Source organism: Streptomyces sp. Je 1-369 (assembly GCF_026810505.1).
GTDB lineage: Bacteria > Actinomycetota > Actinomycetes > Streptomycetales > Streptomycetaceae > Streptomyces.
The window spans coordinates 3,672,763-3,698,950 of the sequence record NZ_CP101750.1; the positions used below are offsets into that span (position 1 = coordinate 3,672,763).

The 26,188-nt window shown below is 71.9% G+C and carries 21 protein-coding genes and 1 tRNA gene; 14 read left to right on the plus strand and 8 right to left on the minus strand.

Features of this window, described 5'->3' with window-relative positions:
- Positions 1–46: 46 nt before the first annotated feature.
- Positions 47–574, plus strand: coding sequence for a SigE family RNA polymerase sigma factor (locus NOO62_RS16645; protein WP_268771668.1), 528 nt, complete (start codon positions 47–49; stop codon positions 572–574).
- A gap of 100 nt (positions 575–674) precedes the next feature.
- Here the strand turns inward: NOO62_RS16645 and NOO62_RS16650 are convergent, their stop codons facing one another.
- The gene (locus tag NOO62_RS16650) at positions 675–1,016 is read right to left on the minus strand and encodes a hypothetical protein (protein WP_268771669.1); all 342 of its coding nucleotides are present in this window, start codon (positions 1,014–1,016) and stop codon (positions 675–677) included.
- 68 nt (positions 1,017–1,084) lie between these two features.
- On the opposite strand from NOO62_RS16650, the gene NOO62_RS16655 reads away from it, so the two are divergent.
- Positions 1,085–2,545, plus strand: coding sequence for a DUF2079 domain-containing protein (locus tag NOO62_RS16655; protein WP_268771670.1), 1,461 nt, complete (start codon positions 1,085–1,087; stop codon positions 2,543–2,545).
- Between the two features lie 93 nt (positions 2,546–2,638).
- On the opposite strand, the gene NOO62_RS16660 is transcribed toward NOO62_RS16655, so the two are convergent.
- A complete protein-coding gene (locus NOO62_RS16660) occupies positions 2,639–5,227 on the minus strand; it encodes an ABC transporter permease (protein ID WP_268771671.1) in 2,589 nt (862 codons plus the stop codon).
- Positions 5,224–6,012: an ABC transporter ATP-binding protein gene (locus tag NOO62_RS16665; RefSeq protein ID WP_268771672.1), complete on the minus strand. Its 789-nt coding sequence runs from the start codon at positions 6,010–6,012 to the stop codon at positions 5,224–5,226. Before NOO62_RS16665 ends, NOO62_RS16660 begins: the two co-directional genes overlap by 4 nt.
- Before the next feature lie 387 nt (positions 6,013–6,399).
- Between NOO62_RS16665 and NOO62_RS16670 the strand changes: the two genes are divergently transcribed.
- From NOO62_RS16670 to NOO62_RS16690, 5 genes are all read left to right on the plus strand, one after another.
- Positions 6,400–7,944: an MFS transporter gene (locus NOO62_RS16670; RefSeq protein WP_268775650.1), complete on the plus strand. Its 1,545-nt coding sequence runs from the start codon at positions 6,400–6,402 to the stop codon at positions 7,942–7,944.
- Positions 7,945–8,055: 111 nt separating this feature from the next.
- On the plus strand, positions 8,056–8,565 hold the full coding sequence (locus tag NOO62_RS16675; protein ID WP_268771673.1) for a DUF485 domain-containing protein: 510 nt from the start codon (positions 8,056–8,058) through the stop codon (positions 8,563–8,565).
- Positions 8,562–10,163: a cation acetate symporter gene (locus NOO62_RS16680; protein WP_268771674.1), complete on the plus strand. Its 1,602-nt coding sequence runs from the start codon at positions 8,562–8,564 to the stop codon at positions 10,161–10,163. Before NOO62_RS16675 ends, NOO62_RS16680 begins: the two co-directional genes overlap by 4 nt.
- 143 nt (positions 10,164–10,306) lie before the next feature.
- On the plus strand, positions 10,307–12,256 hold the full coding sequence (locus NOO62_RS16685; protein ID WP_268771675.1) for a pre-toxin TG domain-containing protein: 1,950 nt from the start codon (positions 10,307–10,309) through the stop codon (positions 12,254–12,256).
- Positions 12,246–12,581 carry a hypothetical protein gene (locus NOO62_RS16690; RefSeq protein ID WP_268771676.1) on the plus strand — a complete coding sequence of 112 codons (336 nt, stop codon included), beginning with the start codon at positions 12,246–12,248 and terminating at the stop codon, positions 12,579–12,581. Before NOO62_RS16685 ends, NOO62_RS16690 begins: the two co-directional genes overlap by 11 nt.
- A 55-nt stretch (positions 12,582–12,636) precedes the next feature.
- Here NOO62_RS16690 and NOO62_RS16695 read toward each other — a convergent pair whose 3' ends face one another.
- From NOO62_RS16695 to NOO62_RS16705, 3 genes are all read right to left on the minus strand, one after another.
- Complete coding sequence (locus NOO62_RS16695) at positions 12,637–13,539, minus strand: cellulose-binding protein (protein WP_268771677.1); 903 nt, start codon at positions 13,537–13,539, stop codon at positions 12,637–12,639.
- Positions 13,540–13,775: 236 nt separating this feature from the next.
- Complete coding sequence (locus tag NOO62_RS16700) at positions 13,776–16,928, minus strand: SUKH-4 family immunity protein (RefSeq protein ID WP_268771678.1); 3,153 nt, start codon at positions 16,926–16,928, stop codon at positions 13,776–13,778.
- Positions 16,929–16,935: 7 nt separating this feature from the next.
- Complete coding sequence (locus NOO62_RS16705; protein ID WP_268771679.1) at positions 16,936–17,931, minus strand: SMI1/KNR4 family protein; 996 nt, start codon at positions 17,929–17,931, stop codon at positions 16,936–16,938.
- Positions 17,932–18,467: 536 nt separating this feature from the next.
- Between NOO62_RS16705 and NOO62_RS16710 the strand changes: the two genes are divergently transcribed.
- Both NOO62_RS16710 and NOO62_RS16715 read left to right on the plus strand, forming a co-directional pair.
- Positions 18,468–18,983, plus strand: coding sequence for a YwqJ-related putative deaminase (locus NOO62_RS16710; RefSeq protein WP_268775651.1), 516 nt, complete (start codon positions 18,468–18,470; stop codon positions 18,981–18,983).
- A gap of 50 nt (positions 18,984–19,033) precedes the next feature.
- Positions 19,034–19,564 (plus strand): SUKH-3 domain-containing protein, encoded by a 531-nt coding sequence (locus NOO62_RS16715; protein WP_268771680.1) that lies wholly within the window; start codon positions 19,034–19,036, stop codon positions 19,562–19,564.
- A gap of 51 nt (positions 19,565–19,615) precedes the next feature.
- On the opposite strand, the gene NOO62_RS16720 is transcribed toward NOO62_RS16715, so the two are convergent.
- Positions 19,616–20,929, minus strand: coding sequence for a sensor histidine kinase (locus NOO62_RS16720; RefSeq protein WP_268771681.1), 1,314 nt, complete (start codon positions 20,927–20,929; stop codon positions 19,616–19,618).
- Between the two features lie 301 nt (positions 20,930–21,230).
- Between NOO62_RS16720 and NOO62_RS16725 the strand changes: the two genes are divergently transcribed.
- The 5 genes from NOO62_RS16725 to pth all read left to right on the plus strand — a co-directional run bounded on the left by NOO62_RS16725 (position 21,231) and on the right by pth (position 25,465).
- Positions 21,231–21,303 (plus strand) — tRNA-Gln (locus NOO62_RS16725).
- A gap of 143 nt (positions 21,304–21,446) precedes the next feature.
- Positions 21,447–22,895 (plus strand): bifunctional UDP-N-acetylglucosamine diphosphorylase/glucosamine-1-phosphate N-acetyltransferase GlmU, encoded by a 1,449-nt coding sequence (glmU, locus tag NOO62_RS16730; RefSeq protein ID WP_268771682.1) that lies wholly within the window; start codon positions 21,447–21,449, stop codon positions 22,893–22,895.
- A gap of 113 nt (positions 22,896–23,008) precedes the next feature.
- On the plus strand, positions 23,009–23,983 hold the full coding sequence (locus NOO62_RS16735; RefSeq protein ID WP_150168841.1) for a ribose-phosphate diphosphokinase: 975 nt from the start codon (positions 23,009–23,011) through the stop codon (positions 23,981–23,983).
- A gap of 179 nt (positions 23,984–24,162) precedes the next feature.
- Complete coding sequence (locus tag NOO62_RS16740) at positions 24,163–24,753, plus strand: 50S ribosomal protein L25/general stress protein Ctc (protein WP_268771683.1); 591 nt, start codon at positions 24,163–24,165, stop codon at positions 24,751–24,753.
- Positions 24,754–24,862: 109 nt separating this feature from the next.
- Positions 24,863–25,465 carry an aminoacyl-tRNA hydrolase gene (gene pth / locus NOO62_RS16745; protein WP_268771684.1) on the plus strand — a complete coding sequence of 201 codons (603 nt, stop codon included), beginning with the start codon at positions 24,863–24,865 and terminating at the stop codon, positions 25,463–25,465.
- A 19-nt stretch (positions 25,466–25,484) separates the two neighbouring features.
- On the opposite strand, the gene NOO62_RS16750 is transcribed toward pth, so the two are convergent.
- The gene (locus NOO62_RS16750) at positions 25,485–26,108 is read right to left on the minus strand and encodes a Uma2 family endonuclease (protein WP_268771685.1); all 624 of its coding nucleotides are present in this window, start codon (positions 26,106–26,108) and stop codon (positions 25,485–25,487) included.
- Positions 26,109–26,188: the final 80 nt, after the last annotated feature.

Genomic DNA, 26,188 nt, shown 5'->3' on the forward strand with positions numbered 1-26,188 from the left:
CCCAGGCGTACTGCCATCAAGAACACCGCACGCACCAGGAGACCACTTGACCGACGAGGAGTTCGAGGCGTTCTACGCGCACTCCGTGAGATCGCTGGTCGGACAGGTCTATCTGATGACGGGGGACCTCCACGAGGCGCAGGACGTGGTCCAGGAGGCCTTCGTCCGGGCGTGGGCGCGCCGTGCCCGCCTTGAGCGGGACGCCGGGCCCGAGGCGTGGGTCAGGACCGTCGCCTGGCGGCTCGCCGTCAGCCGGTGGCGGCGGCGCGGGCGGGCCGCGGAGGCCTGGCGGCGCCACCACGGGGAGCGGGCGGGTGCCGCGCCCGCCCCGGATCCGGGGACCGTCGCGCTGGTCGCCGCGTTGCGGCAGCTGTCCGAGCGGCAGCGGCGCGTGGCCGTCCTGCACTACGTGTGCGACCTCTCCGTGCGGCAGGTCGCCGCGGAGACCGGGATCGCGGCCGGGACCGTGAAGTCCCATCTGTCCCGTGCCAGGGCGGCGCTCGCGCCGCATCTCGACGACGCCGCGTTCGACGAAGCGCCCACGTCGGACCTCGACCTCGGAGGAGCACCGTGACCGAGCCCATGCCCCCGGCGGGCGACAGCGACAGCCTCGCCGCCGCGCTGAAGCGGGCGGCCGCGTCCGGTGGCCTGGCCGCGTCGCCGGTCCCGGCCCATCAGGTGTCCGCGCGCGGGGCCCGCCGTCGGCGGCGGACGTACGCGGCGGGGGCGGCGCTCGCCGTGTGCCTGGTCTCGGGCGGGGCGGCGCTCGCCGCGGTGCAGCTGGGCCGAGGGAGTGAACCGGCGGGGCCCGCCGTGCCGCCGAGCCCGACGAAGTCGGCGTCCCTGCCGGAGTCGTCCCTCACCGATCGGTCGCCGTCGCCCGACTCGGGCTCGTCCTCGCCGACGCGTACACCGACGGGGCTGTCGGCGACGACGACACCGTCGACCTCACCGCCGCCGACCGACTCGGCGACGGCGACTTCCTCGGGGGGCTGAAATTCGGCCTGGAACGGCAACCCACCCCCCAGACGTCTCAGCGACCACACGCCACCACACCCACCACACCGGAGAGCAAAGCCACCCCATGCCCGGAGCCAAGATCGATCTCCCCGTCCAGGAGCGTGCCGACGAGCTCATACCCGGGCGGGACCGGAGTGTCTCCGTCCCCGTCGGCGACGGGACGAGACGGCTCTGGGACCGCGCCCCGCACCTGCTCGCCGCCGCGCTGTTCCTCGCCTACGCCGTCGTGTCCGTGTGCCGGTACCGGCGGCTCGAGAGCCGGTCCTGGGACCTCGGGATCTTCGAGCAGGCCGTGCGCGCGTACGCGCACCTCAACGTGCCCGTGGCCGACCTCAAGGGGCCCGGCGCCAACATCCTCGGTGACCACTTCAGCCCCGTCACCGCCCTCCTCGCGCCCGCCTACCGGGTCTTCCCCTCCCCCATCATGCTGCTCGTCGCGCAGGCGCTGCTGATCGCCGTCTCCGTCGTGCCCGTCACCCGGGCGGCGACCCGGATCCTGGGGCGGGCGTCGGGGCTCGCGGTCGGGGTCGCGTACGGGCTGTCGTGGGGGATCCAGCGCGCCGTCGACTTCGACTTCCACGAGATCTGCTTCGCGGTGCCACTGATCGCCTTCTCCCTCGAAGCGCTGCTGCGGCAGCGGTGGCGGGCCTCGCTGCTCTGGGCGCTGCCGCTGGTCCTCGTCAAGGAGGACCTGGGGGTGACCCTCGCGGCGCTCGCCGTGGTCGTGGCGATCCGGTGCCGCCGTACGGACCCCAAGGCGCTGCCGTACGCCCTCGGGGTCGCCGCGTTCGGCGCGGTCGCCACCCTCGTCACGCTCACGCTGGTCATTCCGGCCTTCAACACGGTCGGCGCGTACGACTACTGGGACAAGGTCGGGGACGGGGGCGGCGCCGCCGGGGTCCTCGACGGGGTCGGTACGAAGCTGCGCACCCTCGCCTGGCTGCTGATCCCCACCTCCGGGCTCCTCGCCCTGCGTTCACCGCTGCTCCTGGTCGCGCTGCCGACGCTCGGCTGGCGGTTCGTCTCCGCCGACGACCACTACTGGGGCACGGACTGGCACTACAGCGCCGTCCTGATGCCGGTCGTCCTGCTCGCCCTCGTCGACGCCGTCGACAGCGCACGCAGCAGTGCGAAGCCGTGGCTGCGCCGGTACGCGGACCTGCTCCCCGCGTGCGTCGCCGCGGCCGCGCTCGCTCTGACCACGTCGCTGCCGCTCGCGGGCCTCACCGAAGGGGCGACGTACAAGAAGAGCGAGCAGGTCGTCGCCGTCGAGAGGATGCTCGACCGGATCCCGGACGGCGCCACCGTCGAGGCGAACATCGGGCCGATCACCCGGCTGACCTCCCGCGCCCGCGTCTTCTGGACCGGGTCGGCCAAGCCCGTCGTACCCCGGTACGTCGCGCTCGACGTGCGCTCCGGCTGGACGAAGGACCCGGTCGCGTACGCCAACGGCCTGCATCCGGGCACCCGGTACGTGGCCGAGGACACCGCGTACGGGTACGTGCTGCTCCGCAAGGAACGATGACGGCGGCCGGCCCCGGCGGGCGCGCATCGCACGCGCCCGCCGGGGCCGGCTCCCCCGTTCCCCCGATTCCCCCGATTTCCCCCGTCGGTATGGCTATTCGGTGGCGATCGCGTTCAGGACGTTCATCCGGCCCGCCCGGAACGCCGGGACCAGTGCCGCGAACAGGCCCACGAACGCCGACCCGATGAAGACCGCGATGATCGTCGGCCACGGGATCTCAAGGACCTTCAGGCCCTCCAGCGCCAGGAGCTTCTGCGCCGTCGCACCCCAGCCCATGCCCAGGCCGAGGCCGAGCAGGGCGCCGAAGAGGGCGATGACCACGGACTCCATGCGGATCATGCGGCGCAGCTGGCGGCGCGAGAGGCCGATGGCGCGCATGAGGCCGATCTCGCGGGTGCGTTCCACCACCGAGAGGGCCAGGGTGTTCACGACGCCGAGGATCGCGACGATGATCGCGAGGCCGAGCAGGCCGTAGACCATGTTCAGGAGCTGGCCGACCTGGTCCTTCAGGGTCTGCTTGAAGTCGGTCTGGTCCATCACCTTGTACTGCGGGTAGGCGTCCAGGGACTTCTTCAGGGAGGCGTACGCGGCCTCTTCCTGGCCCTTGGTGGCCGAGGCGAACATCATGTCGTTCTGCGGGATGCGGTCCGCGGGGACGTACTGCTCCATCGTCGTGATGTTGAGGTACATCGAGCCGCGGTCGACGGACGTGTCGTCGTCGGTGATCGCCGCGAGCTTCAGCTTCGCCGTCCTGCCGTGCTCGAAGGCGATCCTCAGCTCGTCGCCGACCTTCAGGCCGTGCTTCTTGGCGAAGTCGTCGCCGACCGACATGGCGTTCTTGCCGTAGGCGGCGGATAGCTTGCCCGCGGTGGTCTCGCGCCGCAGGTCGGTGGCGTAGGAGGGGTCGGCGGCGCTCAGGCCGACGCCGTCCACGGTCTTGCCCGACGGCGTGGTCATGTCCGCGTTGATCTGCTTGTAGCGGGTGACGTGGGCGATGTGGTCGGCCTTGCCGAGGGCCTCCGCGGCCTTCTCCGTGATGGCGATGCCGGGCTGCGTGGGCTGGACGATAAAGTCCGCGCCGACCGACTTGTCGAGCTCGTCGGTGGCCGACGCGACCATCGAGGAGCCGACGACGGAGAGGCAGGCGACCAGCGCGAGGCCGATCATCAGGGCCGCGCCGGTGGCGCCGGTGCGGCGCGGGTTGCGCAGCGCGTTGCGCTCGGCCATCCGGCCGACCGGGCCGAACATCCGCAGCAGGACCGCGCTGATGACGCGGACGACGCCGGAGGCGAGCACGGGGCCGATGACGACGAAGCCGATGAGGGTGAGGACGACGCCGCCGCCGAGCAGGAGCGAGCCGTCCTTGGCCTTGTCGGCCTGCGACGCGGTCCACAGGGCGGCGCCGCCCGCGCCGGTGAGGACGAGTCCGATGACGGCGCGCAGCGCGCTCGCCCTGCCGTCGGCGGGGGTGCCCGCGTCGCGCAGTGCGGCCATCGGCGAGACCTTGCCGGCGCGTCGTGCGGGGAGGTAGGCGGCGAGGACGGTGACGACGATGCCGAGGACCGTGCCGATCACGGGCGTCGTCCAGTTGACGGTGAGGTCGCCGGTGGAGAGTTCCATGCCCATGCCGGACATGAGCTTCATCAGGCCGACGGCGAGTCCGATGCCCGCGCCGACACCGAGGACCGAGCCGAACACGCCGAGCAGCAGCGCCTCGACGAGGACGGAGCGGTTGACCTGCTTGCGGCTCGAGCCGATGGCGCGCATCAGGCCGATCTCGCGGGTGCGCTGGGCGACCAGCATCGAGAAGGTGTTGATGATGAGGAAGATGCCGACGAGGAAGGCGATCCCGGCGAAGCCGAGCATCGCGTACTTCATGACGTCGAGGAAGCTGCCGACGGACTCGCGGTTGTCGTCCGCGGTCTCCTTCTGGGTCTTGATGTCGTACGTGGCCGCCTCGGCGTCGAAGACCCCGGCGACGTTCTGCTTCAGCCGGGTGTCGCTGACGCCCGCGGCGGCGGTGAGGTTGACGTGCGTGAACCTGCCGGTTGCGCCGAGGAGTTGGCGCTGCGAGGTCGCGGTGTCGAAGTAGACGATCGCGGCGCCGGGGTTGGTCACCTTGAAGGTGGCGATGCCGGAGATCTTCGCGGTGAGGTCGCCGGTGGCGGTGATGGTGCGGAGCTCGTCGCCGAGTTTCAGGTCGTGCTTGTCGGCGGTGTCGGCGTCGATCATCACCTCGGTGGGGCCGCGCGGGGCGTGGCCGGAGGTGATGTCCATGGAACGCAGGTCGTTGTGCGTCCAGTTGCCCGCGATGGTCGGGCCGCCGTTGGTGGGGCCCATGTTCTTGTTCTTCGCGTTGACGACGGTCACGCTCTGGCTGCTGACGGCGCCCTCGGCTGCCTTGACGCCCTTGGCCTGCTTCGCCTGCTGGACGACGGAGGCGGGCATCGACTCGGGCTTGCCGCTGCGCGGGGTGTCGCCCGGGTCCTCGGCGGACTTGGGGGTGACGGTGACGTCGGCGGAGGTCGCCGCGAAGAGCTTGTCGAAGGTGGTGCTCATGGTGTCGGAGAAGACGAGCGTGCCGCAGACGAACGCCACCGACAGGATCACGGCCACGGCCGAGAGGGCCATGCGGCCCTTGTGCGCGAAGAAGTTGCGCATCGAGGTCTTGAGGACGGTCATGACGTACGACCCCGCGCGTCAAAAGACTTCATGCGGTCGAGGACCTGGTCGGCGGTGGGGTGGTGCATCTCGTCGACGATCCGGCCGTCGGCGAGGTACAGGACGCGGTCCGCGTACGAGGCGGCCACCGGGTCGTGCGTCACCATCACGATGGTCTGGCCGAGGTCGGTGACCGAGCGGCGCAGGAAGCCCAACACCTCCGCTCCCGCCCGGGAGTCGAGGTTTCCGGTCGGCTCGTCGCCGAAGATGATCTCGGGGCGCGAGGCGAGGGCGCGGGCCACGGCGACGCGCTGCTGCTGGCCGCCGGAGAGTTCGGTCGGGCGGTGCTTGAGGCGCCCTGCCAGGCCCACGGTCTCCACGACCTGGTCGAGCCAGGCGCGGTCGGGCTTGCGGCCCGCGATGTCCATGGGGAGCGTGATGTTCTCGATGGCGTTCAGGGTGGGGAGGAGGTTGAACGCCTGGAAGATGAAGCCGATCCGGTCTCGGCGCAGCCGCGTCAGCTTCTTGTCCTTGAGGCCGGTGATCTCGGTCTCGTCGAGGTAGATCTGCCCGCTGCTGACCGTGTCGAGACCCGCGAGGCAGTGCATCAGGGTCGACTTGCCGGAGCCCGAGGGGCCCATGATCGCGGTGAACTGACCGCGGGCGATGTCGACGTCGATGTGGTCGAGTGCGACGACGCGGGTCTCCCCGGAGCCGTACGCCTTCACGACCTGCCGTGCCCGTGCCGCCACGGCCGTACGTCCTCCAGTGCCCCCGTGCCTGGGTGTCGTTATAGCCGTTGTCACGGTAAGTCTCCTATGTCGGTCCTGCGGCGAGCCGGGCGGATACACGGCGCGCTCTCGCGCTTCAGTCTGGTGTCACGACGGGCCCCGGCGCGCTGGTGCTCAGCGCAGTCTTTTCCGGGGGAAAACCCCACCCTCGCCGGTGTGGTTCTCCCGTCCGGCGGGGTGGGTTCCGCGAACCGGCCCCGTGCCCGGCTCGTAAAGCAAATCTAAGGACCGCCGCGGGCCGCCTCATCCTCCAGTGGGACGAACGCTCCCCAGTCCGTTGTACGGAGGTACCCCTAGGGGATCTCCACCCGCCGGTGGAGTCCGACTCAGGGTTGCCTCCACCCCACCGTCCACCCCTGCCCACGGCCTCCCCCGAGTGAGAAGGTGGCCCGCAGCAACCGGATGCAGGGGGAAGGAAGTTCCGTGGGCACGCAGGACGCGATACGCGGCAGGGGCGCGGTCGTCGCCGCGCTCATGCTCGCCATGGCGCTGGCCGCCGTCGACTCCACCATCGTGTCGACCGCCGTCCCGCAGATCGTGGGTGCGCTCGGCGGCTTCTCGATCTTCTCCTGGCTCTTCTCCGGCTACCTCCTCGCGGCCACCGTCACCCTGCCCGTCTACGGCAAGCTCTCCGACACCTTCGGCCGCAAGCCCGTCCTCATCGCGGGCTGCGTGCTGTTCCTGCTCGGCTCCGGACTCTGCGCCCTCGCCTGGAACATGGAGTCGCTGATCGCCTTCCGCGTCGTCCAGGGACTCGGCGGCGGCGCCGTCCAGGGCACCGTGCAGACCCTCGCCGCCGACCTCTACCCGCTCAAGGAACGCCCCAGGATCCAGGCCAGGTTGTCGACCGTATGGGCCACGTCGGCCGTCGCGGGGCCCGCGCTCGGCGGGGCCATCACCTCGTACGCCGACTGGCGCTGGATCTTCCTCATCAACCTGCCCATAGGGGCGGTCGCCCTCTGGCTGATCGTGCGCCACCTCCACGAACCCGCGCGCGATCCCGTCCCGCGCGGCCCCATCGACTGGCCCGGCGCGCTCGCCGTCTTCGCCTGCGGCGGCACCCTCCTGACCGCGCTCGTGCAGGGCGGGGTCGCCTGGGACTGGGTGTCGGCGCCGTCCTTCGCGCTGTTCGGCGCCGGGCTCGCACTCATCGGCGTCGTCGTCCTCGTCGAGCGCGGGGCGGCGGAGCCGATCATCCCCGGCTGGGTCTGGCGGCGGCGCACCATCGCCGCGGTGAACCTCGCCCTCGGCGCGCTCGGCCTCCTGATGGTGGCGCCGACCGTCTTCCTGCCCACATACGCGCAGTCCGTCCTCGGACTCGCCCCGGTCGCCGCCGGATTCGTGCTCTCCGTGATGACGCTGAGCTGGCCGGTCTCCGCCGCCCTCAGCCAGCACGTGTACCGCAGGATCGGCTTCCGCAACACCGCGATCACCGGCATCTCCGCGGCCGCGCTGATCCTCTTCACCTTCCCGTTCCTGCCCTACCCCGGCACCGCCTGGCAGCCCGCGCTGCTCATGCTGCTGCTCGGCGCGGCCCTCGGCCTCTTCCAGCTGCCGCTCATCGTCGGAGTCCAGTCCAGCGTCGGCTGGGCCGAGCGCGGCACGGCGACCGCGTCCGTCCTGTTCTGCCGCCAGATCGGCCAGACGCTGGGCGCCGCGCTGTTCGGCGCGGTCGCCAACGGAGTCCTCGCCGCGCGGCTCGACGGGGCCGGGTCGCTCGACTCGGTGGCGCGCATCCTGGACGACCCGGAGTCCGTGGCCGACCCCGAGCCGCTGCGGCGCGCGGTCGACACGGCCGTCGACTCGGTGTACCTCGGCGCGGGGTGCGCCGCCGTCGCCGCGCTGGCCGTCCTGCTCTTCCTGGCGCCCCGACGCTTCCCCGTCCTCGACGAGAAGCAACTGAGCTCCCAGAAGGACCAGTTGTCACCCACACAACAGAGCGACTGACCGGTTCCAGGAAAACCCCGCGCACCGGGCCTACTTACGAGTAACGTCTCGGCTCCTCTCGCTCCCTGCGGTCCGCACCACCGGACCGGAAGCCGCGCAAGGAGAACCGGGATGACCCACCCTCCGTATGACGCGTACGACGCGTACGACGCTCCCTTCCCGCATGAGCCGTACGCCCCGCACGCACCGCACCCCCCGCACACCCCACACCCCCCGCACGCCCCGTTCGAGCAGCAGCCCCACCTCACCTACCCCTGGCAGCCCCAGCCGCCCGAAGCGCCCCCGGCCCCCCGCCTCCCCCGCCACCCCGCTCCGGGCCGCCACAGCGACCTGCGCAAGCTGCGCGGCGCCTACCGGATCCAGCGCCGGGTCGCCACCCTCACCGCGCTCGGCTACTTCACGCTCTTCCTCGTCCTGTCCGCCCTCGCGCCGTCCTTCATGACCGGCACCGTCTCCGGCGGCCTGACCACGGGGCTGCTCCTCGGCCTGTGCCAGCTCCCCGTCACCTGCCTCGCCCTCGTCCTGTTCGAGCGCACGGCCCGCCGCCGCCTCGACCCGCTCGCCGAACGCCTGCGCAGACAGCGCGCGTCGACCGCCCCGCGCGACGGGGAGGCTTCATGAGCGCCGAAGCGCAGACCATGTCCCTGGTGGCCTTCACCGTCGTGGCCACCCTCACCCTGCTCCTGTGCGTCATGACCGGGCCCGACCGGGACGACCTCGACGAGTTCTACACCGGGTACGGCGCGCTCTCACCGCTCCGCAACGGCCTCGCCATCGCGGGCGACTACATCTCGGCGGCCACCGTCCTCGGCACCGGGGGCGTGATCGCGCTGCTCGGGTACGACGGTGTGGTCCTGGCCCTGAGCACGGCGCTCTCCCTGACGCTGCTGATGTTCCTGCTGGCCGAACCCCTGCGCAATGCGGGCCGGTTCACCATGGGGGACGTCGTGGCGCGCCGCATGCCGGGCCGCGCCGTCCGGATCGCCGCGTGCGCGGCCACCATCGCCGCCCTGCTCCCGCTGATGCTGGTGCAGCTCGCGGGCGCGGGCGACCTGCTCGCCTTCATCCTCGGCTTCTCCAGCGACGGCCTGAAGACCGGCTGCGTCGTCGCCCTCGGCGCGCTGATGATCAGCTACGCGGCGATCGGCGGCATGAAGGGCACCGCCCTCATCCAGATCCTGAAGATCGTGATGCTGCTCGGCTCCGGCGCGGTCGTCGCCGTTCTGATACTGCACCGCTTCGACTGGAACCCGGGCGCCCTGCTCGCCGCCGCGCGGGACGGCAGCGGCGCGGGACCGGCGTACCTCCGCTCCGGTCTCCAGTTCGCGGACAGCCCGCACCCGCGCCTCGACATGATCAGTTCGGAGCTGACCGTGGTCCTCGGCGGCGCGGCGCTCCCGCACGTCACGATGCGGATGTACACGGCCCGCGACGCCCGCGAGATACGGCGCTCCATGTCCTGGGCCGTCTCGTCGGTCGCCCTCTTCGTCCTCGTCATCACCGTGGTGGGGTTCGGTGCGACGGCGCTGCTCGGGCGTGCGGCGATCGCGGCGGACGACCCGCAGGGCAACACCGCCTACCTCCTCGGCTCCCGCGCCGCGTTCGGCGCCCACAGCTCGGCCGCCGAGACCCTGATCTTCACGACGGTCACCTCGGCACTGTTCCTGACGCTGCTCGCCTCGGTCGCCGGCATGATCCTCGCCTGCGCCAACTCCCTGGCCCACGACGTCTTCGCGCAGGGCCGCCGCGCCCCGTCGCCGCGCCGCGAGATGACGCTGGCCCGCGCCTCCGCGGTGGCCATAGGAGTCCCGGCGATCCTCCTCGCGGTCCTGGTCGAGGACCACAACCTCCAACCCCTGGCCACCCTCTCGTTCTGCCTGGGCGCGTCCGCCCTGGCGCCCGCCCTGGTCTACAGCCTCTTCTGGCGCCGCTACACGCGGACGGGTCTGCTCTGGACGCTGCTCGGCGGCACGCTCGGCTCGCTGGTCCTGATGACCGGCACGAACCTGGTCTCCGGGAGCCCCGGCGCCGCGTTCCCGCACCACGACTTCACCTGGTTCCCGTTCACGACGACAGGCATCGCCTCGATCCCGTTGGGCTTCCTCCTCGGCTGGCTCGGCAGCCGCTTCTCCGGGCGTGCGGAGGCCGAGGAGCACCGCAGGCGGTACGAGGCGGTGGAGGGCTGGATCCTCGCGGGGGCGGCACGGCGGGGGAAGTAAGGATTTGATGAGGGAAAGTCAGACATTCCATCAGACATTCCGCGATGTCGCGGTGTTACCGTACTCGCTGGTAACTATTTCTGGCGGGTACCCGTCAGAAATGCAGCTCCGGGGGGTCACATCGTCATGGGCGTAGTGCCCCCATGACTGAGGAACGCATGCAGCACAGAACCACCACCAGGCTCGTCACGACGGTGGCCGCCCTCTCCCTCTCGTTCACCTCGGCCGTCGCCGCGGGCACCCCGGCGGCCGCCGCCGAGAAGAAGCCCGCGAGCCTCCTGGAGATCGCCGAGCGCGTCTCCCACTACGCGCACTGCGACGACCTCGGACTCCTCGAAAAGGCCGACTGCCTCAAAGAGTTCGGCCGCAAGGCGCTGATCGCGGGCGTCGGCACCGCCCTGTTCCTCTACGGAACACAGTCGGTCATGAAGGACCACGGCGCCCGCTTCAAGACGCTCGACACGGAGCTGGAGGCGCTGGGCAAGCTGAAGCTCGCCGAGCTGAAGGACCCCTCGTCGACGTCCGACCCCAAGGAGCAGGAGAAGATCCTGACCCAGGCGGTCAAGACCGCCAAGGCCGCCAAGCCGCACCTGGTCAACCTCGCGAAGAACGTCGCCAAGGCCGACGAGATGATGGGCACGGCGAGCGACTCGCTCTACGCCCTGAGCATCCTCACCGTCGTCGTCGGCGACTACGGCTTCCCGCCGTCGAGGGAGGTCGAGCCCATCAAGGACACCACCGACTGGGGCAAGGAGCTCAGGGAGCTCAACGCGGCGTTCGACCAGATGAACAAGGGCTTCGCCCAGATGGACCGCGCCCTCAAGACGATGAACGAGGGCGTGGACGACGTCAACGCGGGCCTCGCCAAGGCGAACAAGGGGATCGCCAAGGCCAACAAGGGCATGAAGCAGATGAACGACGGCATCGCCCAGGCCAACCGCGGCATGAAGACCGCGAACAAGCACGTCCCCGGCATCAAGAAGGGCGCCGAGCGGCTCAGCGAACTCCCCGACATCGACTTCGACTTCTCCCACGTCGGCGACTCCTGGGGCACCGGCTCCTCCGGCCTCGACGAGGCCACGCAGCAGCGCCGCATGTCACTCTTCCTCGACCTGGTGCCGGGCATCGGCGACGGCAAGGGCATCGTCGAGGCGCTCACCGGCAAGGACCTGGCCACCGGCAAGGAACTCAGCGGGGCGGAGCGGGCGGCGGGCTCCCTCGCCGTCCTGCGCTGGCTCAAGGTCGGCGCCAAGGTCGGCGCCAAGGCCCTGACCGCCGACGACGTCCGCAAGGCCCGCAAGGGCGGGTCGACCGCCGTCGCGTGCGCGAGCAACAGCTTCCTGCCCGGCACGCCGGTGCTCATGGCCGACGGTTCCGCCGTCCCCATCGAGCAGGTGCGGGAGGGCGACCTGGTCCTGGCCACCGAGCCGGGCACCGGCACGACCCAGGGGCAGCCCGTCACGGACCTCATCGTCGGTGACGGCGAGAAGAACCTCGTCAAGGTCGACGTGGACGTCGACGGCGACAGCGGCGACCGGACGGCCTCGCTCACCGCGACCGACCTGCACCCCTTCTGGACGGGTGGCGAACTGGACCAGTGGACCAACGCGACGGACCTCGCGACGGGGATGACGCTGCGCACCGACGCGGGCGCACCCGCCCGGATCGACGCGGTCACCTCCTGGACCGCACCGGCCCAGGAGGTCCGCAACCTCACGGTGGCGGGCGCGCACACGTACTACGTCCTCGCGGGCGACACCCCTGTCCTCGTGCACAACGCCGCCCCGTGCAAGATCATCACGTCGGCCGTCGGCAAGGACTCCCAGCTGTCCAAGGCCGCCCAGCAGGCGGGCAAGAACCAGGCCGTCCAGCGCGACCTCGACGGTCTCTTCGAGCAGCTCTCCCGTGGAAACATGAACCCCGGGCTCGGCAGCAAGGCGCTGGCGGGCACGGACATCACGTACGCCCGCGGCCGGAACGGCGGACGCCTGTTCTTCCGGAACGTGGAGGGCGGCATCGAGATCGTCGGCAAGTCCGACAAGGGCAACGAGTCCAAGGTGATTGCGAGGCTGAAGCAGCTCTATGGAAAGTGACCCGCAGCTCCTGGTCGAGGACGACCGGTTCACGGCGCTGTTCCTGCTGGGCGCGGACGACCGCGCCGAGGACGTCGAGAACGCCGACGCCGAACTCCGGCTGCCCGACGGCACGAGGTGGAGCGCCACCTTCATGACGCTCCGCGAGATCGCCGCCGCCATGGACCGCTGGCAGCGGACGGGCGAGGCGGCGGGCGGCGCGTTCTTCCAGTGCCAGGACCTGGTCGTGGTCCCGACGGGCGGGGTCGCCGCGATGATGACGGCGTTCCGCGCGATCGTGGACGAGGGCGGGCCCGAGGGGGTCCTGCCGCAACTGGAGGACTAGGCAGGTCGCTGCCCCCTTCCCCCGCCCGCCCACCGGGCGAGCGGGGGAAGGGGCTCTACGGCGTCTCCTCCGCGGGAGCACGGCCCGTCAGCGTCGCCAGGCTGCTGCGCACGTGGTCCATGTGGGCCCGTACCTCGTCCCAGCGCTCGCCGTGTTCGCGCAGGATCCGTTCCGTCTCGCGGGTCACCCGCTCCTCGCACAGGACCGCCTCCGCGACGATCTCCGCGCCCCGCGCCTCCGCGTCCTCCTGCCGGTGCCGCGCCGACTCCTCCGCCTCCGCGAAGGCCCGCTTGGCCTCGGAGAGCCTCGCCTCCGCCGCGGCCACCCGCTCGGCGTCCCGCGCGTCGGACGCCGCCTCGCGCTCGGCGGTCTCGCGCTCGGCCGCCTCCCACCGCTCGCCCTGCTCCTTCTCCTGCTCGGCGAGCAGCCCCTCGCACCGCTGCCGCATCTCGCGCAGCGCCGCCAGCGCCTCGCCGCGCCACGCCTTCACGTCCTGGCGGGCCGCGATCCTGGTCTCGTCGGCCGTCGCCCGGTCCGCCTGGAGCCGCCGCCCGGCCCACTCCTCCGCGTCGGCGCCGACCCGCTCGGCGTAGGCGCGCGCGGACTCCCGTACCTCCCGGGCCCCGGCCTCCGCGTCCTCCGTCACCGCCTGCGCCTCGGCCGCCGCGCTCTCCCGTACCGCGGCGGCCTCCGTCTCCGCGAGAGTCAGGATCTGCCGGGCCCGCTCGCTGAGCGTCTCGTACGTCTGGGGCGCGAGCCGCGACACCACGTCCCGCAGGTGCTCCGCCTCCACCTCCATGTCCTTGGCCAGGACGGTGAGCCGGGCCGCACGCTCCCACGCCCCGTCCCGCTCCTGGGAGAGGCCGGCGGCGTACGCCTCGACCTGCTCGGGACGGTAGCCGCGCCCCCGCACGGTGACGAAGCCGTAGGGCGACGACGATGCACCGCTGCTGCTCATCCTTGGATCCCCTCTCCGACGTACCGCACGCGTACAGCGCGATTGGCGCACATCTTGATGGATCAAGCGGAAGCGCTCATAACGCGACACTCCGCCCACTCCACCCGGTCAAGGATGCGTCAATTGGCGCCGGAAGTCGGAATCGGGGCGCCATTCCCGCCGCTCGCGCCCCGAATGGGCGAGGCGCCCGCCCCGTCCCCGGGCCGGGCGCCTCGATGTCACCTACAGGTCGCGCACTACAGCAGCCCGTCCCACATCTGCTCCAAGAGCACGGACCACCAGCTCTCCGGCGACGCGAGCGCCGCCGGGTCGAGCGCGGCCAGCTGGTTCTGGAAGTCGACGGTCCAGCGGCCCGCCTGCTCCTGGTTGAGCCCGAACCGCAGCCGCCACATCCGGCCGAGCAGCGCCATGCAGCGCGCGAACTCGGGCAGCCCCGTGTTCACGAACTGCGGCGGCACGGGGGCTCCGCCGGGACCGGCCTCCACCGGCACCGCCACGATGTTCGCCGTGCCGTACTGCACGCACAGCGCACGACCGAAGTCGCTGCCCATCACCAGGTACGACCCCGCGTCGGACGCGGGCTGCACGCCCCGCTCCTGCGCGAGCTCCGCCAGCGTCGGCACGGGGCGGCCCGGCTGGGCCTGCGCCCAGAAGAACGGCCCGAAGTCGACGGGCAGGCCCGCCACGACGAGGGTGTGCGCCACGATGTCCGGCACGCCCTGCCGCGACACGGCCCGCTGGTCGAACCGGAAGATGCCGGGCCCGAAGGCCGCGGCCAGCTCCTGCGCGACGCCCTCCGGCGGGATCGGCTGCGCGGGCGGCATCTGCTGGAGCGGGGCACGCACGGGGGCGGGCCTCGCGGGGCCGTCCGCGACCTGGTGCAGCTCGCCCTGGTGGGCGAGGAGCTGCTGCACGCCCTGCTGGCGGGACGCGTGGTCCCTGCCGTACGGGGCGATCGACGTGATCCGCGCCTGCGGCCAGGTCTCCCGGATCATCCGCGCGCAGTACGCGCCGGGCAGCTCGCAGGACTCCAGCTCGGTGTGGAGCTCGAGCACCTGCTGCGGCGGCACGTTCATGCCGCGCAGCTCGTGCAGGATCTGCCACTCCGGGTGCGGCGTACCGGGCGCGGACCGCCGGATGAGCTGCTGCTCGGACCCGTCGGCGGCACGGTAACGCAGCACGGCCTGGTAGCCGGGGCCGACGGTGGGCTGGCCGGTGGGGGGGTGGGGGTAGCCGTAGGGCTGGGGGGCGGCGGGCATGCCGGGGGCGCCGGGGCCTCCGGGGTTGGCGGGCATGCCGGGGCCTCCAGGGCCGCCTGGCATTCCGGGGGCGTGCTGGCCCGGGGCGGGGGGTGGGGGCATGCCGGGGGCGCCGGGGCCGCCGACCGCGGGTCCGGCCAGCATCGTCGCTGCGTGGTGGACGCCGCCGCCGGGGGGCGGGGTACCGGGGGCGCCAGGAGCGCCCGGGGCGCCGGGCGGACCGGGGGGCTGCGGAGCACCAGGCGCACCAGGGGCGCCGGGAGGGCCGGGAGGCTGCGGGGCACCCGGGGCGCCGGGCGGCTTCAGGCCGCCGCCCATGCTCGGGTCGGCCAGCATCGTCGCGGCGTGGTGCACACCACCGGGAGGCGTACCCGGAGCGCCGGGCGGACCGGGAGGCTGCGGAGCCCCGGGCGCACCGGGCGCACCGGGCGGGCCGGGCGGCTGGGGCGCGCCCGGGGGCGTACCCGGAGCGCCAGGAGCCCCTGGCGCACCCGGCGGCTTCAGGCCGCCGCCCATGCTCGGGTCGGCCAGCATCGTCGCCGCGTGGTGCACACCACCGGGAGGCGTACCCGGAGCGGCGGGTGCCGCGGGCGCGGCGGGCGGCTTCGGGCCGTCCGGGCCCAGCGAGGAGACGAGCTGTGTCGGTACGTAGCCTCCGGCAGGCGTACCGGGAGCGCCGGGCCCGGAGGGCGGCGGCGTGCTCGCGCTCGCCTTGCTCGTGGCGGCGGCCGCGATGTCCCCGGCCCCGGGCACGGCGGGCGGCTGCGGATACCCGTACGCGGAGGAGTCAGGGGCACCGGGCGGAGGCGTCGGCGAACCGGCGGGGGGCTGCGGCGCGTTCGGCGACTGCGCGGCGGGAGCGCCGGACGGCGGAGGGAGAGGCGCCGACGAACCGGCAGGCGGGTACGGCGCGTTCGGCGACTGCCCTGCGGGCGCGCCCGACGGCGGAGGCAGCGGCGCGGGTGAACCGACCGGCGGCTGCGGCGCGTTCGGCGACTGCGCCGTGGGGCCACCCGGGGCGCCGGACGGCGGGGGCAGGGGCGTCGAAGGACCGGCCGGCGGCGGCCCGGCGGGCGCACCCGGAGCGGGGCTGCTCGGCGTCGGGCTGCCCGGCGTCGGGTTGCTCAGCGCGGGCGCGATCGCCGTCGCCGGCAACTGGCTGCCCCCGTGCATCAGCGCCGTCTTGGCGTCGGGCGTGGCGGCCGGAGGCGGCGTCTCGTCCTCGTCCAGGCCGGTCAGCTGCGGCGCGAACACCGTTGCGGGCAGCGGCACCGAATGGTCCTCGCCCGCATCGGCGTTGGTGTCCGTACCGGCCCACGGGGTCGCGTCCGCGGGCACGCCCGCCGACGTCGCGGGCAGGTCGTCGTCGAACTCGGCCACGGGCTCGGGCAGGGGCTCCGACACGGCGTCCTCCGCCGACCCCCCGGCCACAGGCCACGGCGTACCGCCCCCGGGCGCGGCGGGCGCGGCCGGAGCCTCAGGCCCGGCAGGCGCAAAGGGCGCAGCCGGACCTTCAGGAGCCGCAGGCGAAGCAGGCGCAGCAGGCGCAGTCTCGGACGCGGCGGGAGCAAAGGGCTCAGCGGGCGCACCCGGAGCCTCGGACGCGGCAGGCGCACCCGGCACACCCGGGACCTCGGGCGCGGCAGGCCCACCCGGAGCACCCGGAGCCTCGGGTGCACCCGGCGCCACCGAAGCACCCGGCGCCCCCGAAGGCTCGCCCCGCGAACCCCGCGCCTCCGACCGCCGGTCCGGAATACCCAGCTTGTCCGCCGCCTCCTGGAGCCACTCCGGAGGCGTCAGCAGGAACGACGTCTGGTTGAGGTCGACCCGCTCGGGCGGGGCAGGCACCGCGTCCTCCGGCGCCATGTCCGTCAGCCCGTACTCCTCCTCGTACCGGCGGATCACCTCACCCACCGCGAGGCTCGGCCAGAGCGTCGCCTCGCCGCTGTCCCGTGCGATGACGAGCCGCTGTGCGCCGCCGTCGGAGACGGGACCGTTCTCCCGGTCCTCGGCCCACACCACGAACCCGAGGTCGAACTCCCGGACCCGCACCTCACGGTGCTGGTAGCCGGGCACGTCGCCGTTGATCCATTCCTCGGCGCGCTCCTGCGCCTGTGCGAAGGTCACCATCGTTACGTCACTCCCCACCCGAGGACACGGAGACGGCGTGCGCGAAGCCGCCGTCCACCATCAGGTTCGCCACGGTCTCCAGCTCCGGCGGGTTGCCCGCGAGCCGGGACAGGAACACGTCGAAGTCGTCGCCGCACGGCAGCAGCAGCTGCCGCACCCGCTCGGCGGGGGGCCACCCGGCCGCCTCCGAGACGTCGCGCGCGTCGTCGTACGCGCAGAACCACACCGAACCGATCCGGTCGCCCTTCACCTTCACGGCGAGCAGACCGCCCTGCACGAAAGCGACACCCAGGTAGTCCTTGGTGAGGTGGTCGCGCAGGCACTTGTTCACGTACACCAGGTCGTTGACGGCGGCCTCGTCCCGCACCGTGAAGAACGGCTGGTCCACGAGGAGCCCCAGCTCGGCGTCGAGCGCGGCGCCGACCGGCGCGCAGCCGCCCGCGGCCTTCAGGAACGAGCGGTAGGCGCCGGGCAGCCGGTAGCCGAGGTCCTCCTCGACGCTCTGCACCTGCTGTTCCGTCACCGCGACCGCGGCCTTCGGCAGACCGAAGTGGGCGGGACGCGTCTCCTGGAGCGGACGCGTGCCCCTCTTGTTCTGGTCCACGGTCGTCGTCGCTATGCCGCCGTGGTGCCGCAGCAGCGCCTTCACCTCGACGGGGACCAGTTCCAGGCGGCGGCTGTTCGGCACGTGGTGCCAGGTCCAGCCGTGCGGGGTCGCCACCGCGGGAATCGTGTCCCACAGGTCGTGGTCGGCCGCCGCCATCGCCGCGTTGGCCGAAACGTAGTCCGTCAGGCGCAGTTCGTCGACGCCGAAGCCCTCCGGGGGCTCGGCGATCTCGGCGGCCGCGCGAGCGTACGCCGAGAAGTCCGGATGACCGTGCTCGTCCATCCGCACGCCTCTGGGATGGCGGGCGGCACGGACCGGGTCCGGGAAGTGCACGACCTGCCCGGCGTAGGCCGCGTTCGGCGGCGCTGACTGCTGCCCCAGCCGACCTGTCGTCATGGCGGTTGCCCCCTGCGGCACTGTGGAAGGTTCTGGTTCTGTTTCTATTTCCGCGGTTTCTGGTCCCGCTTCCGCGGTTTCCGGTCCCGCTCTCGCGGTTTCCGGTCCCGCTTCTGCGCTTTCCGGTCCCGCGATGTCGACACAGCCTATGCGCAAGGGCGGCACCGGTCACCGGGCCTCCGGTTCCATGACCACCAGCCACCGGACGGTCACCGTGTGACGAATCCCGGCGGAAAGCCAGGCGTGTCGCAGTGCCCCAGCTTCCGCACCACCCGCCCCATTTGGCAGGCTGTCCCCGCGACGCGGGGGCGTTGTACACGCGGTGACGGCCGCGAGCAGGGGGAGGGAAGAGCACGATGCAGACGGCACAGAGCAGCATGTCCGGCCAGACACTGGCCACGACGGCGGGCGCCACGACCGCCGACGGCACGGCCCCGGGCACCATCCCGACGGCCGCACAGGCGGCACAGGCCGCACACGCGGCACAGGCGGCGAAGACCGAACAGGCCGCGAAGACCGCACAAGTCGCACAGTCCGTGCAGTCCGTGCAGACCGCGCACGCCGCGCAGGCCGCCGGTGACCCACGCGTCGGCTGGAGTGCGACCGCCGCCCACGCGCCCATCCTGCGTCAGCGCCGCGACGGCATCCTGCCCACGGTCGCCGCCGCCCTCTCCGTACGCGGCCAGACCACGCTCACCTGCACCGCGGGCCGCGGCGAGGAACCCCCCGCCCTGCACCCGCTCGTCCAGGACTTCCTCGACGCCCTCACCAGCGGGCAGCGCGAGCGCTTCACCGGGCGCTGTGCCGAGGCCATCCTCGTCTCCCGCCACCTCACGGCGGCCGACGCGAGCCGCTCCAAGCGTGCCTCGCGCAAACCCATGACCAACGGCGAGGCCCGCAAGGCGCTCAAACACGCCAAACTGACCACTCGCCGCATCCGTGAGGACGGCGACCCCCTGCACGGGCACTTCGCCCAGCCCTGCCGTTCCTGTACCGCGCTCACCGCCCACTTCGGTGTCCGCGTCGTCGACCCCACAGCCACGGAAGCCTGATCCGCCGCCCGGCCGACCGCCACCACCACCCGAACGAGGGTTACCACCCCATGCACCCCGACCACCCCGCCACCGCCGCCGCACCCGGCACCGGCGGCAGCACCCGTTTCCCCGTCCCCGTCGACGCCGCCCTGCGCGCCGCGGGCTGGCGTCCGGGCCACTGGGACATAAAGCAGGCCGAGATCTGGGCCGACGCCCTGCGCCGCCACACCTCACCGGCAGGACACCGGCACACCGTCTTCCCCGCGGCCGTCGAGGCGTGGGCCGAGTTCGGCGGCCTGCACATCACCCCGCAGGGGCCCGGCCGGCAGATAGCGCCCGCCACGGTGCACCTCGACCCCATGTACGGCCTCCACCTCGCCCGCACCCTCGGCGATCTGGGCCGCGCGCTCGGCACCGAGGTCTGCCCCATCGGCGAGGAGCCGGACACGCAGGCTCTGCTCGCCATCGACACCGAGGGCCGCGTCTACAGCCTCGACCACAGCGGCGACTGGTTCCTCGGCGCCCACATCGACCAGGCTCTGGCCACGCTCGTCACCGGCGCCCAGCCCACCCGCCTGTCGGCGAGCTCCGGCATATAGGACTACGCGGCCGACCCTCCATACGGCCGCCATGCGACCGCCATACGACCGCTATACGGCCGCCGGAAGCACCGCCGACACCCGGAACCCGCCCCCGTCCGTCGGACCCGAGACGAACACCCCGCCCAGGCCCATCACACGCTCCCGCATGCCGACGAGGCCGTTGCCGCCGCTCGGCAGCCGGGCGTCGGACGAGGCGTCGGCCTCCGGCGGGGGTTCGTTCTCCACCTGCATCGCGATCTCCGCGCTGCGGTACGCGAGCCGCACGTGGGTCTTCGCGCCCGCCGCGTGTTTGTGGACGTTGGTCAGCGCCTCCTGCACCACCCGGTACGCCGTCTGCTCCACCTCGGCGGAGCAGTCCCGCGCCTCGCCCTCCACCGACAGGGCCACCGCCATGCCCGCGGTCCGCGACTGGCCCACCAGCTCTTCGAGCTCCGCGAGGCAGGGGCCGTCCTCGTCCACCGCGCGGGACGCCGCCGCGGCGGCCGCGAAGGCCACGGCGGCCAGCGGCGGCTCGGCGGGTTTCTCCGCCCTCGCCTTCGTACCGTCGCCCGTGCGCAGCACCCCCAGCATCTCGCGGAGCTCGGTCAGCGCCTGACGGCCCATGTCGCCGACGAGCGCGGCGTTCTTGACGGCCTTCTCGGGGTCCTTGCGCGCCACCGCCTGGAGGGCCGCCGCGTGCACCACCATCAGGCTCACCCGGTGCGCCACCACGTCGTGCATCTCGCGGGCGATCCGCGTCCGCTCCTCGTTCCGCGCCCACTCGGCGCGCTCCTCGGCGCGCTCCGCGAGGAGTTGGAGCTCGCGCTCCAGGCTGTCCGCGCGCTCCCGCATGCCCTCGACGAGGCGGCGGCGCGCTCCCACGTACAGCCCGAGGAGGACCGGGGGCGCGGTCACGCCGATCGCGGCGGTCACGGCGAAGAAGGGGATGAACTCGCTGCCGATCGAGGGGCTGCCCTCGGTCATGTCCTGGTTGGCCCGCACCAGCGCGACGACGAGGGTGCCCGCCATCGACATGCCGGCCAGGGCGCCGATGATGCGGCGCGGCAGCTCCGACGCGGCCAGCGTGTACAGGCCGACGACGGTCAGCAGGACGCCCATCTGGGCGGGCGTGATGGCGATCGATATCAGGACGACCGCGATGGGCCAGCGCCGTCGGATCAGCAGCGCGGCCCCCGCCAGTACGCCGAAGCCGACCCCCACCGGAACGGGCAGCCCGGCGTCCCGCGCGAAGGCCACTCCCTCCGCCCCGCACTCGGCCGCGGACAGCAGGGCGAGCCCCACGTCCAGCGCGGCACCGCGCCACCGCTCCCACCACCATGGCCCGGTCATGGCCGTGGTGCGGTCGTCCCCCGTCGTGGTCATGTCTTCCAGCGTACGGGCGTTCCGCCCCGGTTTTCCGGTGAGTTTCCGGCGCGGTGATCCAGCACACGCCCTGTTCGACCGGAAGCGAAACCTTCCGATATCCCTCGAACTGCTGAACCCCTCATGATTTCGGACCGGACGTCCACATTCCGCGACCACGTGCCGACCGGATGCCGACCGGATGCCGACCGGACGACGCCCGGATGGCGATCTCCACCGTCGCGTGGAAGGGGGTCGGTACGGCATAGTGTTGCGTGCCGACTCGGCAACCTGACGGAATGTCCGGTTCGGTCGAGTTTGATCCCCCATGGTGTAATCAGGCAGCACTGCGGTTTTTGGTACCGTCTGTTCAGGTTCGAATCCTGATGGGGGAGCTGCACTCTTTCTCCGGGTCCTCAGAGCCTGACCGCCGAGGCCGGGACCACCCGCCCTCATTTCCACCGCACAACGCCCCGGTATCCTGCGGATGTCCTCCCACAGAGGAACCCAACCCATCCGAAGCCGAAGGGCATCCCCCGTGAGCGCAACCTGCCCGGCAGCCGTCGTCGTCCTCGCAGCGGGTGAGGGCACCCGTATGAAGTCGGACCGGCCCAAGGTCCTGCACGACATCTGTGGACGTTCCCTCATCGGGCACGTGCTCCACGCCGCCTCCGCGCTCTCGCCCGAGCAGCTCGTCACCGTCGTCGGTTTCCAGAGCGACCAGGTCCGCGAGCACCTGGGGGCCATCGCCCCGCAGGTCCGCACCGCCTACCAGGCCGAGCAGAACGGCACGGGGCACGCCGTCCGCATCGGCCTCGAGGAGCTCGGCGGCACGGTCGACGGCACCGTCGTGGTGGTCTGCGGCGACACCCCCCTCCTCACGGGCGCGACGCTGCAGAAGCTCGCCGCCGTGCACAGCGGCGACGGCAACGCCGTGACCGTGCTGACCGCCGAGGTGCCGGACGCGACCGGCTACGGCCGCATCGTGCGCGACGGCACCGACGGCTCCGTCACGGCGATCGTCGAGCACAAGGACGCCACCGAGGCGCAGCACGAGATCCGCGAGATCAACTCCGGTGTCTTCGCGTTCGACGGCCGACTCCTCTCCGAGGCCCTCGGCAAGGTCCGCACGGACAACAGCCAGGGCGAGGAGTACCTGACCGACGTACTCGGCATCCTGCGCGAGGCCGGGCACCGCGTCGGCGCCGCCGTGGCGGACGACCACGAGGAGATCGCGGGCATCAACAACCGCGTCCAACTGGCACAGGCCCGGCGCACGTTGAACGACCGACTGCTGACCGGCGCGATGCTCGCGGGCGTGACGGTCGTGGACCCCGCGTCGACGTGGGTGGACGCGACGGTGACGTTCGAGCGCGACGCGGTCATCCAGCCGGGCACGCAGCTGCACGGCGCCACGCACCTCGGCAAGGGGTGCGAGGTCGGCCCGAACACCCGCCTCAAGGACACCTCGGTGGGCGCGGGGGCGCGCGTCGACAACACCGTCGCGGACACCGCGGAGATCGGCGAGCAGGCGCTCGTCGGCCCGTTCGCGTATCTGCGCCCCGGTACCCGGCTTGGCGTCAAGTCCAAGGCGGGTACGTATGTGGAGATGAAGAACGCGACGATCGGCGACGGCTCGAAGGTGCCGCACCTCTCGTACGTGGGTGACGCGACCATCGGCGAGCACTCCAACATCGGCGCCGCGAGCGTCTTCGTGAACTACGACGGCCAGGCCAAGCACCACACCACGGTGGGGTCGCACGTCCGGACCGGTTCGGACAACATGTTTGTGGCTCCTGTCACGGTCGGGGACGGTGCGTACACCGCCGCCGGGTCCGTGATCACGAAGGACGTGCCGGCGGGTTCGCTGGCCGTCGCGCGGGGCCAGCAGCGGAATATCGAGGGCTGGGTGGCCCGTAAGCGTCCGGGGAGCGCGGCCGCGAAGGCGGCCGAGGCGGCGTCCCGGGAGCCGGCCGGCGAAAGCTGACCGGAAACAGGTGCGCCGGACACGGCGTACCGTGATAGTGCACATTCGGCCGACTCGACGCACCGGGACGCGTGAGTACGGCAGCGGGAAGAACTCTCTGAGGAGACAGTGCTGTGACCGGGATCAAGACGACCGGCGAGAAGAAGCTGATGCTCTTCTCCGGCCGCGCCCACCCCGAGTTGGCCGAGGAGGTCGCACACAAGCTGGGTGTCGGCATCGTGCCGACGAAGGCCTTCGATTTCGCCAACGGCGAGATCTACGTCCGCTACCAGGAGTCGGCGCGCGGCGCCGACTGCTTCCTGATCCAGAGCCACACCGCTCCGATCAACAAGTGGATCATGGAGCAGCTCATCATGATCGACGCGCTCAAGCGCGCGTCGGCCCGCTCCATCACCGTCATCGTGCCGTTCTACGGTTACGCGCGCCAGGACAAGAAGCACCGCGGGCGTGAACCGATCTCGGCGCGTCTGATCGCGGACCTCATGAAGACCGCGGGTGCCGACCGCATCCTCACGGTCGACCTGCACACCGACCAGATCCAGGGCTTCTTCGACGGCCCGGTCGACCACCTCTTCGCGCTGCCGATCCTCGCGGACTACGTGGGCGCGAAGGTCGACCGCTCGAAGCTGACCGTCGTCTCCCCCGACGCCGGCCGCGTGCGCGTCGCCGACCGCTGGTGCGACCGTCTCGGCGCGCCGCTCGCGATCGTGCACAAGCGCCGCGACAAGGACGTCGCGAACCAGGTCACCGTGCACGAGGTGGTCGGTGAGGTGAAGGGCCGCGTCTGCGTCCTGGTCGACGACATGATCGACACGGGTGGCACGATCTGCGCCGCCGCCGACGCCCTGTTCGCGCACGGCGCGGAGGACGTCATCGTCACGGCCACGCACGGTGTCCTCTCGGGCCCCGCCGCGGACCGCCTGAAGAACTCCAAGGTCAGCGAGTTCGTCTTCACGGACACGCTGCCGACGCCGAGCGAGCTCGAGCTCGACAAGATCACGGTGCTCTCCATCGCGCCGACGATCGCGAACGCGGTGCGCGAGGTCTTCGAGGACGGTTCGGTGACGAGCCTCTTCGACGAGCAGTAGGTCCCGCTCGGAAGATCCTTTTGGTGCGGCCTCCCGCGCCGAGTAGACTGCTGAAGTTGCTCGGCGAGGGAGGCCGCACTTTTGTGTGTGGCTGTCCGTTATCGACGCGCTCTTCGTAGCAGGCCGTTCGTGGCCGGGTGACCGATTCTTTTCCGTCACTGCATATACGAGGAGTGCACATGTCCGAGGTGAAGATCACCGCCGAGACCCGTACCGAGTTCGGCAAGGGCGCCGCCCGCCGTCTGCGTCGCGCCGACAAGCTGCCCGCCGTTGTCTACGGCCACGGCTCGGAGCCGGTCCACATCGCCCTTCCGCACCACGCCACCCTCATGGCGCTGAAGACCTCGAACGTCCTGATCAACCTGGACATCGACGGCCGCAGCGAGCTCGTCATCCCGAAGGCCGTCCAGCGTGACGCCCTCCGCATCGGCATCCTCGAGCACGTCGACCTGCTCATCGTGAAGCGCGGCGAGAAGGTCACCGTCGAGATCCCCGTCCACACCGAGGGCGACCTGGCGCCGGGCAACAACCTGCTCGAGCACGTCCTGAACACCCTCACGGTCGAGGCCGAGGCCACCCACATCCCGGAGTCGGTCACCGTCTCCGTGGCGGGCCTGGACGCCGGCGCGTCGGTCCTCGCCAAGGACATCCCGCTGCCCTCCGGCTCCACGCTGGCCGTCGAGGACGACACCGTCGTCCTCCAGGTCCTGGCCGCGCAGGCCGAGGAGGCCCCGGCCGACGACGCCGAGGGCGACGCCGCCGAGGCCTGAGCCTCAGCGACACCCGTCCACACGGCAGCCGCCGCTCCTCAAGGGGGGCGGCGGCTGCCGCGCGTGAGCCTACGAGCCTCCGAGCCAGTGATGCGCGTATGAAGGAGACATGCACGTGACGACCGACGCCAGCGCCCCCTGGCTGATCGCGGGCCTCGGCAATCCGGGACCCGAGTACGCCATGAACCGGCACAACGTGGGCTTCATGGTGGCCGACCTGCTCGCGCAGCGCATCGGCGGCAAGTTCAAGCGGGCCGGCAAGGCGCAGGCACAGGTGGTCGAGGGCCGGATCGGGGCACCCGGCCCGGCGAACCGCCGCGTCATCCTGGTCAAGCCCATGTCGTACATGAACGTCTCGGGCGGCCCCGTGACCGCGCTCCGCGACTTCTACAAGGTCCCCACGGCGAACATCGTCGCGGTCCACGACGAACTGGACATCGACTACGGCACGCTGCGCCTGAAGCTGGGCGGCGGCGACAACGGCCACAACGGTCTGAAGTCGATGACCAAGGCGATGGGCCCCGACTACCACCGCATCCGCTTCGGCATCGGCCGCCCGCCCGGCCGCATGCAGGTCGCGGACTTCGTCCTCAAGGACTTCTCCTCGACGGAACGCAAGGAACTCGACTACCTCGTGGACCGCGCGACGGACGCGGTGGAGGCCCTGATCACCGAGGGCCTGGAACGCGCCCAGAGCACGTACAACTCCTGAGGCGCCCGGGTTCTGCCCTTTAGGTCCTGTGCCGGAAGTCCCGCCGCGGCTCCTGCATCATGTCCTTCGCGCTGTAGCGGGGCAGGCCACCGGTCTCGATCGTCCAGGTGCCCAGGTCGGTGGCGACGGTGACGGGCTTGCCGTACGGCTGCTTGGACAGGCGGTTTCCGTAGCCCGGGCGGCCTTCGCTGCTGTCGACGTCCCACTGATAGGTCCAGGTGCCGTCGCGGGGATCGACGATCAGATAGTGCGGGATGCCCATGGCGGGGTAGTCGTCGGCCTTGTGCTGATAGTCGTTGTTCGGGTTCGACGGGGAGACGATCTCGACGGCCAGGACGATGGCTCGCGGGTCGAGCGGATCGTCGGTGAGCATCGCGTCTTCGCTGGTCACGAGGATGTCGGGAATGCGGAGCTTGCCGAGCGCCACGTCGTCCGTGTCCGTCGACTCGTAGGCAAAGAAGCCTTCGGGAAGCTGGGGGTCCAGCTGCCGGGTGAGCTGTTTGGCGACCACCTGGTGTCGCGGCCGCGGATTCATCATCATCACGAGCTGCCCATCGCTGATCTCGGGCCAGCCGAATCCGGGGGGCGGCGTGAAATGGTCCCGCAGCTCACGCAAGTGCCGGTAGATCGCCTGCTCGGTCATGAGTCCTCCCGCGTCCAGTATGACGGCGCGGACGCGCCCGAGGTCGCGAGATGCCGAACGGCCCACCCGAACCAGTGCTC